Annotated in this window: 13 protein-coding genes, 1 tRNA gene and 1 pseudogene; 2 read left to right on the top strand and 13 right to left on the bottom strand. The window is 38.6% G+C overall.

Annotation, left to right across the window (positions count from 1 at the left end; translation table 11 throughout):
• Positions 1-82: 82 nt before the first annotated feature.
• From gap to clpP, 3 genes and pseudogenes are all read right to left on the bottom strand, one after another.
• Positions 83-1,096 carry a type I glyceraldehyde-3-phosphate dehydrogenase gene (gene gap, locus AWM74_RS08570; RefSeq protein WP_026465964.1) on the bottom strand — a complete coding sequence of 338 codons (1,014 nt, stop codon included), beginning with the start codon at positions 1,094-1,096 and terminating at the stop codon, positions 83-85.
• A gap of 37 nt (positions 1,097-1,133) precedes the next feature.
• Positions 1,134-2,171, bottom strand: a pseudogene (locus AWM74_RS08565) (sugar-binding transcriptional regulator).
• 312 nt (positions 2,172-2,483) lie between these two features.
• Positions 2,484-3,080: an ATP-dependent Clp endopeptidase proteolytic subunit ClpP gene (gene clpP, locus AWM74_RS08555; RefSeq protein ID WP_003140760.1), complete on the bottom strand. Its 597-nt coding sequence runs from the start codon at positions 3,078-3,080 to the stop codon at positions 2,484-2,486.
• A gap of 293 nt (positions 3,081-3,373) precedes the next feature.
• On the opposite strand from clpP, the gene AWM74_RS08550 reads away from it, so the two are divergent.
• Both AWM74_RS08550 and AWM74_RS08545 read left to right on the top strand, forming a co-directional pair.
• Positions 3,374-3,445: transfer RNA gene (locus AWM74_RS08550), tRNA-Arg, on the top strand.
• A gap of 207 nt (positions 3,446-3,652) precedes the next feature.
• A complete protein-coding gene (locus AWM74_RS08545) occupies positions 3,653-4,012 on the top strand; it encodes a DUF1304 domain-containing protein (protein ID WP_026465962.1) in 360 nt (119 codons plus the stop codon).
• A gap of 226 nt (positions 4,013-4,238) precedes the next feature.
• On the opposite strand, the gene AWM74_RS08540 is transcribed toward AWM74_RS08545, so the two are convergent.
• The 10 genes from AWM74_RS08540 to AWM74_RS08495 all read right to left on the bottom strand — a co-directional run bounded on the left by AWM74_RS08540 (position 4,239) and on the right by AWM74_RS08495 (position 17,536).
• A complete protein-coding gene (locus AWM74_RS08540; protein ID WP_051218232.1) occupies positions 4,239-5,078 on the bottom strand; it encodes a cell wall hydrolase in 840 nt (279 codons plus the stop codon).
• Between the two features lie 440 nt (positions 5,079-5,518).
• Positions 5,519-5,914, bottom strand: coding sequence for a 30S ribosome-binding factor RbfA (gene rbfA, locus AWM74_RS08535; protein WP_016897460.1), 396 nt, complete (start codon positions 5,912-5,914; stop codon positions 5,519-5,521).
• Between the two features lie 12 nt (positions 5,915-5,926).
• Positions 5,927-8,188: a translation initiation factor IF-2 gene (infB, locus tag AWM74_RS08530; RefSeq protein ID WP_026465961.1), complete on the bottom strand. Its 2,262-nt coding sequence runs from the start codon at positions 8,186-8,188 to the stop codon at positions 5,927-5,929.
• Positions 8,189-8,268: 80 nt separating this feature from the next.
• On the bottom strand, positions 8,269-8,556 hold the full coding sequence (locus tag AWM74_RS08525; protein WP_016897462.1) for a L7Ae/L30e/S12e/Gadd45 family ribosomal protein: 288 nt from the start codon (positions 8,554-8,556) through the stop codon (positions 8,269-8,271).
• On the bottom strand, positions 8,546-8,845 hold the full coding sequence (gene rnpM / locus AWM74_RS08520) for an RNase P modulator RnpM (protein WP_026465960.1): 300 nt from the start codon (positions 8,843-8,845) through the stop codon (positions 8,546-8,548). Before rnpM ends, AWM74_RS08525 begins: the two co-directional genes overlap by 11 nt.
• An 18-nt stretch (positions 8,846-8,863) precedes the next feature.
• The gene (gene nusA, locus AWM74_RS08515) at positions 8,864-10,207 is read right to left on the bottom strand and encodes a transcription termination factor NusA (RefSeq protein ID WP_026465959.1); all 1,344 of its coding nucleotides are present in this window, start codon (positions 10,205-10,207) and stop codon (positions 8,864-8,866) included.
• 30 nt (positions 10,208-10,237) lie between these two features.
• Positions 10,238-10,714 carry a ribosome maturation factor RimP gene (gene rimP / locus AWM74_RS08510; RefSeq protein WP_026465958.1) on the bottom strand — a complete coding sequence of 159 codons (477 nt, stop codon included), beginning with the start codon at positions 10,712-10,714 and terminating at the stop codon, positions 10,238-10,240.
• A gap of 143 nt (positions 10,715-10,857) precedes the next feature.
• Positions 10,858-11,511, bottom strand: a complete 654-nt coding sequence (locus AWM74_RS08505; protein ID WP_026465957.1) for a P-II family nitrogen regulator — start codon at positions 11,509-11,511, stop codon at positions 10,858-10,860.
• Positions 11,511-12,995 (bottom strand): DUF1538 domain-containing protein, encoded by a 1,485-nt coding sequence (locus AWM74_RS08500; protein WP_026465956.1) that lies wholly within the window; start codon positions 12,993-12,995, stop codon positions 11,511-11,513. The genes AWM74_RS08505 and AWM74_RS08500 overlap by 1 nt, the downstream gene beginning before the upstream one ends.
• A 221-nt stretch (positions 12,996-13,216) precedes the next feature.
• Complete coding sequence (locus AWM74_RS08495; protein ID WP_026465955.1) at positions 13,217-17,536, bottom strand: PolC-type DNA polymerase III; 4,320 nt, start codon at positions 17,534-17,536, stop codon at positions 13,217-13,219.
• Between the last annotated feature and the right edge of the window lie 87 nt (positions 17,537-17,623).

Below are 17,623 nucleotides of genomic sequence, written 5' to 3'. Positions count from 1 at the left end.
TTAAGTTGTTAACCAATAAAAAAGGGCAGGAAGCGCGAAGCTTCCCGCCCAAATTCAACTGATTTTACTTTTAAACAATGAATTATTGTTTAGCAGCAAAGAATTCGATTAAACGTACGAATTGAGAAACGAAACCAGCTTCGTTATCGTACCAAGCAACAGTTTTAACTAATTGGCCATCTTCAGATTCGATAACTTTAGTTTGAGTTGCGTCGAAGATTGAACCAGCTGGAACACCAACGATGTCAGAAGATACGATTTCATCAGTGTTGTATAAGAATGATGGGTTAGCGTATTTTTCCATAGCAGCGTTAACTTCTTCAACTGTAACTTTAGTGTTTAATGTTGAGTAGAACTCAGTCATTGAACCAGTAACGATAGGAATACGGATAGCAGTACCATCAACTTTACCGTTAACTGAAGGAATAACGCGACCTACAGCTTTAGCTGCACCAGTAGATGCTGGAATAGCGTTTTCTGCAGCTGCACGACCGTTACGGTAGTTACCTTTTTTACCGTTAGGTGCATCTTGTAATGATTGTGTAGAAGTGTAAGCATGGATTGTTGACATTAAACCATGTTTGATACCGAATTCTTTTTCTAACACGTTAACTACAGGAGCTAAACAGTTAGTAGTACATGAAGCACCAGAGATGATTTTATCTTCAGCTTCGATGATATCTTCGTTTACACCGTAAACAATTGTTTTAGTTTCAGCATCAGCAGGAGCTGAGATGATAACTTTTTTAGCACCAGCGTTGATGTGTGCTTGAGATTTTTCTTTTGTAGCGTAGAAACCAGTACATTCTAGAACGATATCAACACCTAAGTCACCCCAAGGTAAATCGTTTGCGTCACGTTCAGAGTATACAGTGATTTCTTTACCATCGATTGAAATACCATTTTCAGTAGTTTCGATATCGTGGTTAAAAGTACCGTGAGCTGTATCATATTTTAATAGGTAAGCTAAGAATTCGTTGTCTGTTAAATCGTTGATTGCCACGATTTCTACATTTGATTCATTTTCTTCCCAGATACGACGTAAAGTTAAACGACCGATACGACCAAAACCGTTAATTGCTAATTTAATTGCCATACTACAAAATTCCTCCTTAATGGAATACAAAATTATTTTAATGGGATTCCCCATTTAAAACCATATTTGAGGCACCTTGATCAGTTATAATGACTAACTGTTTAGGTGCGAGTTTCGCAAAAGCCTGTATTGCTTCTGCTTTTACACTGCCTCCAGCAATCAGAATTGGCAAATCAATATCTGCCAAGTCTTCAAGCTGAAGACCGATTCTAGGGATTCAATGGACTATGTTTCCTTCTTTATCAAAGAAACACCCGAACACTTCCCCTACAGCGTGGTTACTCTTAATCTTAGATGAACTTTCTAAATCAAGTCCCCTACGCCTTGCCATTATTTTAGCATTACCAACACTAAAAAGTAAAATGTTAGCCTCTTTTAACCGCTTTAAAGTTGATTGAATCACAGGATCATTCATTAAAGCCATATTTGCCACCTCAGATAAATTCTCAGGAGCATATAAGGAAATATTATGACCGTATAACTTTTGCGCTAGAATATCGCTAATTGTGTTGGCTTGGGTTGCTGAAGCATCTCCGATCCCACCCCTGGCTGCGACAACAGTAAAGTGTCTGTCAGCAGAAGGTGCTAATTGAACATGTTCACTCACCTCTAGCATAGTTGAACCACCAGTAACAGCAATCGTATGATTCCCCGCTGGTAAATTCGTGTCTAAGTATTTTGAAACTTGTAGACCCATTTCAAACAGAATATGTTGATCTTGGTCGATATCTCCTGAAACAATTCGAGCATCTGCTATGTTGAGCACATCAGCCAAATATTTTTCTTGTAGGTGAATTTTATTTGTATCACGCCACAAGTCTTGACCTGTAGCAATTGCTCGTTCCCCTTTTGGCGTAATTGTCATACCTGCGGGAGAAGAATCAATGAGACCTTGTTGTTTCAAAACATCTGTAATTGTACGTAGCGGTCGTTCGGTAATTCCTAACTTTTCAGCTAGTCCCTTCCGACCAATCGGACCATCTTTGAAAATCCGCTGTAATACACTAATTCTCTCAAAATAGGTCTTCTGAACTTCCGGCACTACTTCAGTAATACTTTTAAATAATTCGTCCATAGTCCCCACTTTCCTAGTACAAAAACGTTGAGTGCAAAAACACTTGGACTTTTATTGTCCAGCGCGTCTTTTTTTGACCACCCTCCGGTAAAAAAATTTGATCCCTTCGAATCATATCTCTCTACAAAAGTAATCATACCAATAAATTTATCCGCTTGCAAGCTTTTAAGCCCACTTTTCTTCTATACGCCATGACAGCTATTACGCCCTACAAAGAATATATATTTAAGGACATTTCCACGGGCTATATCGAACGCCTTAAAGAAAAAGAAGCAGGTTTTACCCCACTTCTCTAGACTTAAAATTGGTTAACTATTTTTCTAATTCATCGTTTTTAGTCATGATTTGATCTAATAAACCATATTCTAAAGCTTCTTCTGCAGTTAACCAGTTGTCACGGTCGGTATCGCGTTCGATCACTTCTACAGGTTGACCAGTCATTTCAGAGTATAGACGGTTCATTTTTTCTTTTGTTTTCAAGATGTGACGTGCAGCAATTTCAATTTCAGTTGCTTGTCCTTGAGCACCACCTAATGGTTGGTGGATTAAGATTTCAGCATTTGGTAAAGCAAAACGTTTACCTTTAGTTCCGGCGGCCGCAATAAATGACCCCATTGATGCAGCCATACCCATTACAATTGTTTGTACATCTGCATGTACGAATTGCATAGTATCATAGATTGCCATACCTGAAGTGATAGAACCACCTGGTGAATTAATGTATAGGTAGATATCTTTATCTGGATCTTGTGCATCTAAGAATAATAATTGGGCAATGATTGAGTTGGCTAAATCGTCATTGAATTCCCCGCTCAACATAATAATACGGTCTTTTAATAAACGAGAGTAAATATCATAAGCACGTTCACCGCGAGAAGATTGTTCAATAACTGTTGGTACTAAATTCATTTAAATGTCCTCCTTTTAAACTTGTATATTGGTATTATACCTTTATGGTCAAAATTGGTCAACAAATATAACTTTTTTGATTTGCCTTATCATTTTAGCATAGAAGGTTCATTCTGCCCAATAGCTGGCCTTCATGACTTGAAAACGAGACATTTTCTCTAGTTAATACCTAAGACATTATCAATTGTTAAGAATAATTGATGCCACCAGATTCCTATAAACGCTTGAATTTGACTAAAAACTAGGCTATAATAATCCTGTTATTGTTTTTTAAGCAAAATATACAAAAATTTGCGCCCGTAGTGTAATGGATATCACATAAGATTCCGGTTCTTATGATGGGGGTTCGATTCCCTCCGGGCGCATTCAAATAAAAAAATTATTAGGTTGTTGCTATTTATGAGTTACAGCTTTTTTTTTACCCTTAAACTATAGAATTCTTTAATTTCCCTTCTTTAGTGTTCATGTTTATATAGCTTAACATTGCACGTATTAATCCTTTGAAAATTCATAAAAATGTTTTATATTTAAAAAACGAAGATTACTTCGTCAGTTAAGGGGAGAGATTAACCATGTCAGTTACAACAACTATATTAACTCTTTTAGTCGCTTTAGAATTCTTTTATATCATGTATATACAAACTATTACTACCACGTCAGCCCAAACAAGTAGAATATTTAATATGGAAAGAGATGAGTTGAAAGGAAGTTCATTGAATACCTTATTTAAAAATATGGGAATATATAATGGTCTCATTGGTTTAGGGCTATTATATGCATTATTTTTCAGTAGCGCTTCTATTGAGATTGTTCGTATGATATTTGTCTACATTATTTTAGTGGCCACATATGGTAGCTTCACTAGTAGTAAAAAAATTATATTGACACAAGGTGGACTATCTATTTTAGCCTTATTCTCAACCTTTCTATAATAGAATGCACAGAGTAATACACGTTAGATAATCATTTGAATCCTAGTTTAACTCTCTATTTTTTAACGCATTATTCGTAAACAAATAATTAGGTGGTTTTTGTATTATTAGAACGATGAAACTTAACTAAACAAACCAATACTCTTTAATATCGATCTTGAAAAAAATAATAAACAAAAAATCGGGAGCTCTCCCGATTTTTTTGTTTATTGTATTTGAATTTAAACTAGAAGAATGTGTTTGTCACGCCGTCACCTGAAGCACGGAATGATTCAGCTGATGTAGTTACACCGTTAGTTAATACATCGTTAACAGCTTGGTAAGTTTGTTCTGATACTGTAGCGCTAGCTGCCATACCGTTTGAAACAACTTCAAATTGACCAGATGCGTTAACTACTGCTGAAAATGAAGTACCACCCCAGTTACCTGAGTTTGCACGGTTAAGGATTACAGAGAATACTGCTGCTTTTTCAGAGTAGCTTGGACCTGCTTCAGTTTCTACTACTTGTAATACTTGGTAAGGGATTTCTTCTGCTGCTGAGTAGGAAGAAGTTGAAGATGTTTCTTCAGTTGTTTCTTCTGCTTCATATGAAGTTGCTTGTACAGTTGCTGTTTCTTCTTCAGCTTCGTATGCAACTGGTTCTACAGTTGTTTCTTCTGCTACTTCTTCAGTTTCAGTTTTTTCAACTGTTTCTTCTTCTACTTTGTAAGTTTCTTTTTTCTTGTTAGCATCTTCAACAACAACTTCGTCTACTTCACCTTCGTCATTTTTAGTGAATGAGATAGAGTTAGATGGGAAGATTAAATCAGCATTTTCAATTTCGTTGATTTGTACTAATGTGTTCACATCAACACCAACTGCGTTAGCGATCACAGATAAAGTGTCACCGTAGACTACAGTATATTCAGATGTTGATTCATCAATTGCTTCCATATCAGCTGAAACTTCTTCAACGCTTCGCGCTGTCCATTCCGCTGCTTTTGCTTCTTCAGTGTTAAATCCTGCTGTCGCAAATAATGCTGACAATGCAAATGTTGTTCCTAAAATTGTTTTGTTAAATTTCATGTTAAGTAAAACTCCTTATTTGTTTAGCTGTTGCTTAGCTGTTTATTTAGCCACTGTTTCGACTACACGCAATATACTACACGGTATGGATTCAAAAGAAAACCCTATAACCCTATTCGTTAAGGGGCTTTAAATGGACTGAAATGTTTTGTAATTTTTAATATTTTCATCTCAATTGTTACAATTCAACGTTTTCCCAGTATGACAACATTTACAGCACTTTCATCAATTCTTGCATATTTTAATAAGTTATATTTATGACATTGTATGTAACAATTATTTTTTGAAAAATAGGTATATTTCACCACGCTAAAGGTCTATATATCAGCATTTTCGCACCACATTTCGAAGATTTATTCTAAAAATCAACCTCACAAACAACAAAAAAGGCCCCAAGAATTACAGCATACTTGCTATAATTCCCGGGGCCTTTCTACTTATTAATCGACTAACTTATCTGACTCAGCGTCAGACATGCTATCAAAATCGTCTTTTTTGTTTAATTGTGCTAACAATTGGTCGATATGGTTACCATATTCAATTGAACGGTCACGTTCAAAGAATATTTCTGGTGTTTTATAGATGTTTAGGCGTTTACCAATTTCAGAACGAACTAAACCACTAGATTTTTCCAAACCTTTTTGCGCTTTTTCACGTTCACTGGCTAATTCACTCAATGTAGTGTAGAAAATAGTTGCTTGCTGTAAGTCACCAGTAACTTCTACATCAGTAATTGTAACACCTTCAACGCGGGGGTCTTTAACAGTTTTTCTCAATATATCATTAACATCGCGAAGGATCTCTTGACTTACACGTTCAGCTCTAAATTTTGCCATTGTGTATCACCTCTATTTTTTCTTCACTTCAACCATACGATATGCTTCAATTTCGTCATCTACTTTGATATCGTTGTAGTTTTCAATTGTAAGACCTAGTTCAAATCCACGAGATACTTCTTTCACATCATCTTTAAAGCGACGTAACGAACCTAATTGACCATCATAGATGACAATTGAATCACGGATGATACGAACTTGTGAATTACGGTAGATTGTACCATCTAATACGTAACCACCAACAATTGTTCCTACTTTAGATACATTGTAAGTTTCACGAACTTGTACAGTACCAGTTACTTCTTCAACGAATTCAGGGTCTAACATACCTGTCATCGCTGATTCTACGTCATTAATTGCATCGTAAATGATGTTGTATAGACGTACTTCTACTTCATCTGCATCTGCTTGTAATTTAGCCTGTGGTGTAGGTCGAACGTTAAAACCAATGATTAAGGCTTGTGATGCTTGACCTAAAGTAATATCACTCTCGTTGATTGCACCAACTGCTTGGTGAACGATATTTACTTTAACACCTTCAACTTCGATTTTTTTCAAGCTTCCAGCTAAGGCTTCAACAGAACCTTGAACGTCCCCTTTGATAATGACATTAACTGATTTCAATTCGCCTTCTTGTAGCGTTTCGAATAAGTTGTCTAAGGTTACAGCATGATTTGCTTGACGACGTTCTTGTAAGGCACGGCTCGCACGCTCTTCACCAACAGCACGGGCTGTTTTTTCGTCATCAAAGGCTACAAAGCGGTCACCAGCTTGTGGTGATTCTTGTAAACCAGTGATTTCAACTGGTGTTGATGGGCCAGCTTGCTTGATACGGCGACCAGTATCATTAGTCATTACACGGACACGTCCATGTGTATCACCAACAACAATTGGATCCCCAACACGCAATGTCCCTTCTTGAACTAATAATGTCGCAATAGCACCTTTAGATGGGTCAAGACGCGCTTCGATTACAGACCCTAAAGCTAAACGGTTTGGTACAGCTTTATATTCTTCTACGTCTGAAACTAATAAAATCATTTCTAGTAAGTCACTTACATTTTGACCAAATTTAGCTGAGATATTTACGAAGATTGTGTCCCCGCCCCACTCTTCAGAAATTAGGCCATATTCAGTTAACTCTTGCATTACTCGATCAGGATTAGCTGTTGGTTTATCGATTTTGTTTACTGCAACGATAATTGGTACACCCGCTGCTTTGGCATGGTTAATCGCCTCAACGGTTTGTGGCATTACACCATCATCAGCTGCTACTACAAGGATAACGATATCCGTTACATCAGCACCACGCGCACGCATTGTCGTGAAGGCCGCATGTCCTGGTGTATCTAGGAAAGTAATTAAACGGTCATTTTCACGTACTTGGTAGGCACCGATATGTTGTGTGATACCGCCCGCTTCGCCGTCTACAACTTGAGCGTTACGTAAGTAGTCAAGTAAAGTTGTTTTACCATGGTCAACGTGCCCCATGATGGTTACAACTGCTGGACGAGTTTCTAAATCTTTCTCGTCTGCATTCTTAGCTTCTTCAAAGTAATGTTCAAAGTCTGCTTGGTCAACAATAACTTTCTCTTCAGCCTTTACACCATATTCTTCAAGAATTAACTCGATAGCATCTTTATCTAACGCTTGGTTTTGTGTAGCTGGCACACCCATCAAGAATAGTTTTTTGATAATCTCAGCTGGCTCACGGTGAATTTTTTTAGCAATATCCGCTACAGTCATACCTTCAGTATATTCCACTTTTTCTGGAAGTGGCTTATTCTTTCTTGGTGGTACTGGGTTGCCTTGAGGGCGGTTTTGGTCATTGTTAAAACGACCTTTTTTCCCTTTTTTGCCTTTACCTTTAAATCCGCCGTTTTTGTTATTGCTATTATTTTTAAAATTATTTTTTTGATTATTCATATTTTTATTCTCTTTTGCTGGGTTATTGCGATTTTGCGACTTGTTTTGGTGCTGGTTTTGCTTAGCGTTTGCTTTAGCAGGTTCTGATTTAGCTGAACCTTTTCCTGCAGGCTTATTTTCAGCTTTCTTAGTTGGTTGACTTTCAGCTGCTTTCGCTGGCTGATTGTTGTTGTCTTCCTTACCTGCTGATTTATTTGCAAAGCTACTTTTTAGCTTGTTTACTTCGTCATCAGTCATTGATGCCATATGGCTTGAATATTTAAAACCTGCTTTTTCTGCAGCATTCAATAACTCTTTACTTGATATGCCAATTTCCTTAGCAACTTCGTAGACACGTTTTTTTGACATGTCATCACCTTCCTTATTCTACTAATCTCTCATACTTTTTACTCTCCTATTTGATGTAAAAATATACGTAAAAATCTAAATTATTTTTTAAAGCTTTTCACAAACCCGCGGTCTAAGAGGGCGACTATCGACCTCTTTTTACCTAAAGCAATTGAAATTTCTTCAGTTGTAAACATCTGAACATATTCCACTTCATAAAAAGCACATTTATTCTCTATGTTCTTTTTTGTTTGTTCGCTGACATCAGTAGCCATGACCACTAAAACAGCCGTCTCTTGCTGAATAGTTTTCATGACAGTTTCAGTACCTGAAACGAGTTTACTCGCTGCTTGCGCCAAACCTAACAAATTCAACTTATTATTGTTCATTTTCAAAAAGCTCTTTTCTGGCTTTTTGATGGGCAACATAAGCTTTCAATTCACTATAAAAATCATCCGAAATGGATACATTTAAGTGTCTATCTAGCATGTGTTTATCCCAAGCCTTCTGTACAACTTCAGGATCGAGGGATACATATGCGCCGCGCCCATTTTTCTTACCTGTCGGGTCAATTTCAACAACCCCTTCAGGATTACGAACAATTCTAATTAATTCTTTTTTAGGAAACATTTCATTTGTCACAACACATTTTCGCATAGGAATTTTTCGTTGTTTCATGTTTGATCCCACCTAATCTTAGCCTTCTTCGTTTAAACGCTCTTGTTGGTCTAAATCTTCTTCGCCAATTAAAGGTTCATCACCAATAATGTCGTTGTCTTCGCCTTCAATATCATCAATCTGATCTTCAATTGCTTCTGGACCAACATTACCTTCTTCAAGGTCATCAATAGCTAATAAATCTTCTTCATCAATTGAAGATGATCCTTCTGTCACTGCTTCGTAATCTTCAACAGTTTCAATATCTTCAGCTAAAATTGGATCAACGTCTTCGTCGACTAATTCTTTCTCAGCAAAACGTTCTGCGTACTCATCTGTTTGTACATAGGCTTCAAAGTCAGCTTCAGATTTGATATCAATCTTGTGGTTTGTTAATTTAGCCGCTAAACGTGCATTTTGACCACGTTTACCAATCGCTAGTGATAAGTGGTTTTCTGGTACTACTACCACACAAGATGTTTCACCTGGTACAAAGTGTACAGATAGTACATCCGCTGGATTCAAGGCATTTGAAATAAATGTTGCCATATCGTCTGACCATTGAACGATATCCATATTTTCACCTTTTAATTCGTCTACAATACGTTGTACACGCGAACCACGAGGTCCAACACAAGTACCTACTGCATCAATATTCGCGTCGTTTGATACAACCGCTACTTTAGAACGATCACCAGCTTCACGGGCGATGGCTTTAATTTCAACAGTACCGTCGAAAATCTCAGGTACTTCTTGTTCAAATAGACGTTTCAATAGACTTGGGTGGCTACGAGAGACATAGACTTGTGGCCCTTTAGTCGTATTTTCAACACGTTCTACGTAAACTTGTACACGCTCGTGTGGTTGGAAGGTTTCATTAGGAATTTGACCTTCTGGTGGGATAACGGCTTCGATTTTACCTAAGCTAACGTAAACATAACGACGGTCTTGGCGTTCGACTATACCAGTTAAAATATCATCCTCATAATCAATGTATTCGTTGTAGATAATTGAACGTTCAGCTTCACGAACTCGTTGCATGATCACTTGTTTTGCAGTTTGTGCAGCAATTCGACCGAAATCTTTAGGCGTAACTTCAAATTTAATCTTGTCGCCAATTTCATATGCACTGTTTAAGTGATGAGCATCTTCAAGCGATACTTCAAGTTGTGAGTCCATCACCAGATCAACAACTTCTTTCACTGCGAATACTTTTATACTACCTTTTTTTACGTCAAAGTTTACTTCGACATTTTGCGCTTGCTGGTAGTTACGTTTGTAAGCTGAAACTAAAGCAGCTTCTAAAGCTTCCAAAATAACTTCTTGTGAAATGCCCTTTTCATCTTCAAGCGCTTCGAAGGCTCTTAACATTTCTTTACTCATCTAAATTCCCTCTTTCAAAAATGATAAATTTTAAAATTCAATGGCCAATCTGATTAACGATACATTTGATTTTTCTACAGTGACTGCCACTTTACGTGTTTTGTCTTTTGTTTCAACTTCATATGCATCATCTGATACAGAAAGTAGACGGCCTTGAATATTTTTTTGACCATCAATGGCTTGATAGAATGACAAGAATACCCATTCACCGATCGCAGCTTGCACATCGTCATCATTTTTCAATGGACGTTCTGCACCTGGAGAAGATACTTCAAGGTAATAAGCTTGTGGAATTGGGTCTGTTTCTAATTGATCAACAGCTTCAGAAATATGTTCACTAACTGTGACACAATCCTCTATTGCGATGCCACCACCTGGTTTATCCACGTAAATTCTTAGGAACCAAGATTTCCCTTCTTTAACGAATTCGATATCAAACAATATAAAACCTAAGTCTTCAATTATTGGTTGAACGATTTCTTGCATTTGGTCTGTTACTTTAGCCATATTTCCCCTCGCTTTTCTTACTTTCACCTTATTACCATGAAAAAAGTGAGCGTCACCGCTCACTCCACCACTGTCTTCTTTCTACTTAGACAGTATAACATATACGAGTTTGTTAAGCAATAATTGTTGCTACTAAGCGATTTTTACAGATTTTGTACTAAACCTGTTACTTGGTTTACTGGAATTGAAAAAACGACCCCACTACCAGGTTTATCTAATCCCATGGCAGTATGTATGTTTTCAGAAACCGATTTTACCTTTTCAGACTCAACAACTAAAAGAACGATTTCTTTTTCAGGTTGAATTTCAATATTGAATAGTTTAGAGATTTCAGTTGTCCCTGTTCCACGACCGTGAAGAATGGTTGCACCTTTAGCGCCTTCTTTACGGGCAGCTGCAACAACATCATCACCTGAATCGCGGTCGACAATTGATACTAATAGTTGATACTCACTCATATTTTCACCTTTTTCTTCAAATGCCCGATTAAATAAACGACTACCACAAACGCTTGATGTATCTGCTGAGAACAGGATACCCAAGCCTTTCTTGTCTAATTTCATTTTCTCAGTAATTTTTTCGTGAATGTCACTTTCGAATTCCTTAGGTGCTAATGTAATCATCAATTCTTTCTTAGATTCATCAAGTCCCATTAAGTTAAGGAATTTATTTGGAATAGTGCCTTCACAAAGGACTAAGGTGCCACCACCGGTTCCATGCTCTTTGGCAGTTTTAAGTACTTTCTGCCCAAAACCATGGTTTACAATAGCGAAAAACGCCACTGATTCTACAGTCATCAATTAACCCCCTTGTTCGCTGTTTTCTTATCTTTAACACGTAGTTTATAAATTAAGCCTAGAATTTGAACCATTAACACCGGTGTCATTGCCACCATTGCGATGATACCAAATCCATCTATTAAGACATCTGCTTGTGGCAATGTAGCCGCTACACCTTGTGCAAAGGCCAAAATGAAAGTTGCCGTCATTGGACCAGATGCTACCCCACCAGCATCGAAGGCGATACCTGTAAACAGGTTGGGTACGTAAAAGCTTAATAATATTGATAAGCCAAATCCTGGCAATAGGAAGTGCCACAATTCAACGCCTGGTACCATAATACGAAGCATTGACATCATTACGGCTAACCCTACACCAATCGACAAGGAGAATAATAACAACTTATTAGGGATATGTCCACCTGTTACGTCTTCAACCTGGTCCCCAAGTACGTGTACAGCTGGTTCAGCTAATACAACAACTAGCCCCATCACAAGACCAATCCATGGTAGTAAGGCTTCGTGGTTAGTGGCTAATTCAGTCGCTAAGTAACGACCCATATCCATAAATCCTTGGTTAACCCCGATTAAGAAGAAAGTTAAACCAATCAAGACATAGACAACCCCAATAGCAATACGGCGTAATTCACCTTTATTGATTCTTCTATAAAAATAAATCACAATCGCGAATAGGATTAAAATTGGAATAAGTGAAACTACTGATTCTTGAACAGTATGACCAATATTTGCGATGAACGGACGGATAATCCCTTCAGTATATTGGTAAGCTTCATCAGAATTTTGGAAAGATGAACTTTGAACTAGTGACATAATCATCACGGCTAAGATTGGTCCTGTTGACATGGCACCTACTAAACCAAAGGAATCATCTTCAGCCCCTTTACCACCTTTTTTGGAGGAAACACTGGTACCTAAGGCCAATACAAATGGTGTAGTTAAGGCACCTGTTGTTGCACCAGAGGCGTCAAATGACATCGCTAGGAAGGTAGAGTCTGCGAAAATTGATAATAAGGTGATGACCGCATAAACGGCTAGGAAGAACCACTTCAAGGCGACATCTTTCATTACCCGGTAAACAGCAAGGGCGATCATAACCCCCACACCTATTGATACAACGACAACAATGGTTTGTGACCCTAAAACGCCACCCGTTGCATCAGAAATTTGCTGGCCCAAAATTAATAGGTCTGGTTCGGCTACGGTAATCGAAAACCCTATAAAGAATGATAATAATAGTACGATTAAATGGGAACTTGATCGAATAATCGAATCACCTAAATAATTCCCAATTGGCGTCATACCAATATCTACCCCGAATAGGAAAATGGTCAGTCCTAGTGTTAATAGGATTGAACCAATTGCAAATCTCGCCATCATATCTCCTGGCACATCAACCAGGGTAAATGCTAGCGCGAATACAAAGACGACGATAGGTAAGACAGAAGATATCACTTCTTTAAACTTATCTAGCAATAACTGCATAGAATTCCTCCTTTTAAATAATCAATATAAATTGAAAAAAGCAACAAATAAACATAACACTGGCGTGTGATTTGTTGCGAGTATTGCGGTTAAGCGAACGGATTCACTTAAAAATGATGCATACAATATTATGTTAACATAACCTGATAGATACAACAAAAAATAATGCTCAAAAAAATAGGATTACCTTTCAAGATGATAGGTAATCCTGTTTTGCGCTTTTAAAAATCAAATAGTGATAATTGGTTTTGGTCTGGTAAACCATCTAATACATGATTCTCGGTCATGTATTCAATCAATGATTTAGACACTTTACCACGAGTTTGTAAGTCTTCTTTGGATAAGAACGGTGATTCCTCACGTGCTGCAACAATAGATTTGGCCACGTTTGTACCCAAACCGTCAATGGCTCTAAAAGGTGCAATCAAAGTATTGTCCTCTTCAATAATAAATTCAGTTGCATGAGATTTATTGATATCAACCATTTTTAAGGTAAAGCCACGTTCCCACATCTCGTTTACAATCTCAAGGACTGTTAACAATTGTTTTTCTTTAGTCGAAGCTTCCATTCCTTTGGCATTGATTTCGTTAATTTTGGCCTTAGTCGATTCTTTCCCGTTCGACATGGATACAAGGTCAAAGTCACTCGCCCGTACTGATAAGTAAGCACAGTAGTACCAAATTGGATGTTTCACTTTAAACCAAGCTACCCGCATGGCATTCAATACATAGGCAGCGGCATGGGCTTTCGGGAACATGTATTTGATTTTTTCACATGAATCCATATACCATTCCGGCACGTCGTATTCACGCATGATGGCCTTGTGTTCGTCAGATAACCCCTTGCCTTTACGAACTTTCTCCATTATTTGGAAGGCGTCTGATTCAGGTAGACCACGATGGATTAAGTAAACCATGATATCATCACGACAACCGATCACTTCACTTAGCGGTAGCCCTTTTTCACGGACAAGTACTTCGGCATTACCTAGCCAAACGTCTGTACCATGCGATAATCCGGAGATTTGCAGTAGTTCGGCGAAGGTTGAAGGTTTGGTTGCTTCAAGCATTTGTCGGGTAAATCGGGTCCCAAACTCGGGAATGCCTAATGTACCAGTGTTGGAATAGATTTGTTCTTTGGTAACACCTAAGACTTCTGTCCCATTGAATAATTCATATACTTCTGGATCATCGATTGGAATTTCGGTTGGATTGATGCCGGATAAATCCTGTAATTTACGAATCATGGTCGGGTCATCGTGCCCAAGGATATCTAATTTCAAGACGTTATCATGGATGGAATGGAAATCAAAGTGGGTCGTCTTCCATTCAGATTCCACGTCGTCAGCCGGGAATTGAATTGGGGTAAAGTCATATACATCCATATTTTCAGGGATAACAATGATTCCCCCTGGATGCTGACCGGTTGTCCGTTTAACGCCTGTTGCACCCTTGGCTAAGAATTCTTTCTCAGTCTTACGAAGATTTAAATTCTTATCTTGGTCGTAACCTAGTACATACCCGAAGGCTGTTTTATCCGCGACTGTACCAATTGTTCCCGCCCGGAAAACGTGGTCGTCACCGAAAAGGACTTTAGTGTAGGCATGGGCGCGGGCTTGGTATTCTCCAGAGAAGTTCAAATCGATATCAGGTACCTTGTCCCCTTTAAATCCTAAGAAGGTTTCAAATGGAATATCTTGTCCGTCTTTATCCAAGTTAGTCCCACATTCAGGACAAGGTTTATCTGGCAAGTCGAACCCAGACCCCACCGATCCATCAGTAAAGAAATGACTATAGTGGCAATTCGGGCAAACATAATGCGGCGCCAGCGGATTTACTTCCGTAATCCCTGACATAGTCGCTACAAATGAGGATCCTACTGACCCACGGGAACCAACGATATAGCCGTCGTCATTCGATTTCTTCACCAATTTTTGTGAAATCAGGTAAATAACCGAGAATCCATTGGAGATAATAGATTTCAATTCTTTATCTAAGCGAGCCTCTACGATTTCTGGTAGTTCTTTACCGTAGATTTCATGGGCTTTTTCAAATGACATATCTGTCAGTTCTTGTTCCGCCCCTTCAATTGTTGGTGTATACAATTTGTCTTTCAAAGGTTCCACAAACTCAATGCTGTCTGCAATGGCATTGGAATTTTCAACGACAATTTGGTATGCCGTTTCCTCGCCTAGGAAAGCAAACTCTCGCAACATTTCTTCAGTTGAACGGAAATGAGCTTCTGGGAAGTTTTTGGTCCGGTTAGATTTGATCGAATTAATTAAAATTTCCCGATACAATTTATCCTCTTCATTTAGGTAATGGACATCTCCTGTTGCAACAACAGGTTTGTTGACCGATTCCCCAATTTCAAGCATATCTTTCATGATTTTTTCAAGCGTTTCTTCATCTTGAATCAATTCATCTAAGATCAAAGGTTTGTAAACTGCCTTTGGTTGGAGTTCCAAGTAGTCGTAGAAGCCAGCTTTTTGCTCTGCTTCAACCTTCCCTTTTTGCATTAAAGCTTCAAATACTTCACCGCCTGCACAGGCTGAACCGACTAGCAAGTTTTCTCGGTGACTAGATAAGAGTGACCGCGGAATTCGAGGTACTCGGTAATAATAGTCGATATTTGACGCAGATACCAATTTGAATAGGTCTTTTAACCCTGTTTGGTTTTTAGCCAGCAAAATGGCGTGGAATGGTCGACCTTGCTTGTAGGCGTCCCCTTTACCGACATCTTTGTTCAACTCATCATGGTAGAAAATCTCATGGTCAGTGGCTGCTTCTTTGATAAAAATCCAGGCTAAGGCACCTGTGGTTTCCGCATCATATACAGCCCGGTGATGCTGCTCTAGGGCCACATTATAGCGTTTGGCCAAGGTATTCAAACGATGCGATTTCAGGTTTGGATGCAAGAACCGAGACATTTCTAAGGTATCGATTACGGCGTTATGGGACTTGTCAAAACCATGTCGGTTGTAAGCTGTATCAATAAAGCCCATATCAAAGCTGGCATTGTGGGCCACTAAAATAGCGTCCCCAACCCATTCTCTAAAGTCCGTAATCACTTCTTTTTCAGTCCGGGTATTGGCTAACATGGCGTCAGTAATCCCGGTTAAATCAATAATAGTAGCCGAAAGTGGTCGTCCTGGATTAATAAACTCCTCAAAAGTATCAATCACATTACCGTTCTGCATTTTAACGGCCGCTAATTCGATAATGTTATCGTAAATAGCTGATAATCCAGTAGTCTCCACATCGAATACGACATAGGTTGCTTCTTTTAATTCGATATGGTCCGGATTGTAGGCGATAGGGACGCCATCATCCACGATATTGGCTTCAACACCGTAAATCATTTTCAAACCAGTGGATTTAGCCGCCCCTGATGCTTCTGGATAAGCTTGCAGGGTTGCATGGTCAGTGACCGCAATAGCTGTATGTCCCCAATCTTTAGCTTGGTTGGTGAAATCGGAAATTGAATTAGTCGCATCCAACATGGACATATTGGTGTGAACGTGTAATTCAACCCGCTTCTTGTCAGCATTATCTTGGCGTTTAGCCTTGGTAATTTGCTCCAAGTCGCGAACATTTAGGACTAGGTCACGGGCAAAACGGTCATCCATTTGCAAATCACCGCGAACTCGCAACCACATACCCTTGCGGATGGCGTCAAAAATGGCGATATCTTCATCCGTTCTAGAAAACATTTGAATTAAGAATGCTGAGCTATAATCCGAAATTTTGGCATTTAAAATGCGACGGCCGGTTTTTAATATTTTAACTTCAACATCGAAGACTACACCTTCCATGGATACAAACCGTTGTTCTTCAACGTAAGTATTCATGGCTCTTAATTTGTCGTCAACGGGGATATGTTTGCCTAATTGAATTTTGTCCACTTTAATTGCTTGACCATTATTGCCAGCAACAGCCATTTCTTTTTGTTTTTCAGCTGCTTTTTTGGCCATTTCCTGTTGTTGCTCAGCTAATTCATTAGCCCGCTCTACAAAGACATCACGCCGGTCTTTGGCCGTTTCATCATCGATAATAATTTCAAACGGCACCTTAGGAAATCCGACCATTTGATAATTTTGTTTGATAACTTCAAGGTAGTTTTCTTGAATGAGTTGTTTTAATGGTTGATTGTCCACGCGAATATAGTAGCGGTTATTTTCAAATGAGGGTAATTGCCCTTGGAAAGTGGCTTTAGCAATCCCGTTTGAAATACCAGACCGGTTAACTATGATTGGCCAGTAGTCTAGGACAGCTTGATTTGCTGGTTGGCTTTGGTCAGCAACCTCAATTGAAAAGTCCACTGCCCCAACATGGTCGAAACCCTTTTTCAAGTGTTCTTCAAAGGTTAAGAAAGTCGCGGCATCTATACGTGTTGGTAAGCCAATTTTAAATTGCCACAACCGTGATTTGGTATGGACCACGACATTTTCTAACCAACCATTTTGGATAGCCGTGTTTTCATCGTTCCAATGAATTTGTCCTAATAAGGCCTGAAATAAGGCTTCTTTAGATTCTGACATAGACTCAATTCCTTTCCTGTTTAATAACAAAAGGCCATCACTATGGCCTTCTGACTTACTGTTTTTAATTGTATTGATGCAATAGAT

The sequence above is a fragment of the Aerococcus urinaeequi genome (assembly GCF_001543205.1).
Taxonomy (GTDB): domain Bacteria; phylum Bacillota; class Bacilli; order Lactobacillales; family Aerococcaceae; genus Aerococcus; species Aerococcus urinaeequi.
Note: the sequence above shows the minus strand (reverse complement) of the source record. Positions and strands in the feature narration are given on the sequence as shown.

What these genes read in the sequence shown, in the direction of transcription:
- rimP (WP_026465958.1), bottom strand. Translation starts at nt 10,714, where the DNA reads ATGGCTAAAGTAACAGACCAAATGCAAGAAATCGTTCAACCAATAATT.
- nusA (WP_026465959.1), bottom strand. Translation starts at nt 10,207, where the DNA reads ATGAGTAAAGAAATGTTAAGAGCCTTCGAAGCGCTTGAAGATGAAAAG.
- AWM74_RS08545 (WP_026465962.1), top strand. Translation starts at nt 3,653, where the DNA reads ATGTCAGTTACAACAACTATATTAACTCTTTTAGTCGCTTTAGAATTC.
- AWM74_RS08540 (WP_051218232.1), bottom strand. Translation starts at nt 5,078, where the DNA reads ATGAAATTTAACAAAACAATTTTAGGAACAACATTTGCATTGTCAGCA.
- rbfA (WP_016897460.1), bottom strand. Translation starts at nt 5,914, where the DNA reads ATGGCAAAATTTAGAGCTGAACGTGTAAGTCAAGAGATCCTTCGCGAT.
- AWM74_RS08495 (WP_026465955.1), bottom strand. Translation starts at nt 17,536, where the DNA reads ATGTCAGAATCTAAAGAAGCCTTATTTCAGGCCTTATTAGGACAAATT.
- AWM74_RS08500 (WP_026465956.1), bottom strand. Translation starts at nt 12,995, where the DNA reads ATGCAGTTATTGCTAGATAAGTTTAAAGAAGTGATATCTTCTGTCTTA.
- clpP (WP_003140760.1), bottom strand. Translation starts at nt 3,080, where the DNA reads ATGAATTTAGTACCAACAGTTATTGAACAATCTTCTCGCGGTGAACGT.
- gap (WP_026465964.1), bottom strand. Translation starts at nt 1,096, where the DNA reads ATGGCAATTAAATTAGCAATTAACGGTTTTGGTCGTATCGGTCGTTTA.
- AWM74_RS08505 (WP_026465957.1), bottom strand. Translation starts at nt 11,511, where the DNA reads ATGACTGTAGAATCAGTGGCGTTTTTCGCTATTGTAAACCATGGTTTT.
- AWM74_RS08525 (WP_016897462.1), bottom strand. Translation starts at nt 8,556, where the DNA reads ATGAACAATAATAAGTTGAATTTGTTAGGTTTGGCGCAAGCAGCGAGT.
- rnpM (WP_026465960.1), bottom strand. Translation starts at nt 8,845, where the DNA reads ATGAAACAACGAAAAATTCCTATGCGAAAATGTGTTGTGACAAATGAA.
- infB (WP_026465961.1), bottom strand. Translation starts at nt 8,188, where the DNA reads ATGTCAAAAAAACGTGTCTACGAAGTTGCTAAGGAAATTGGCATATCA.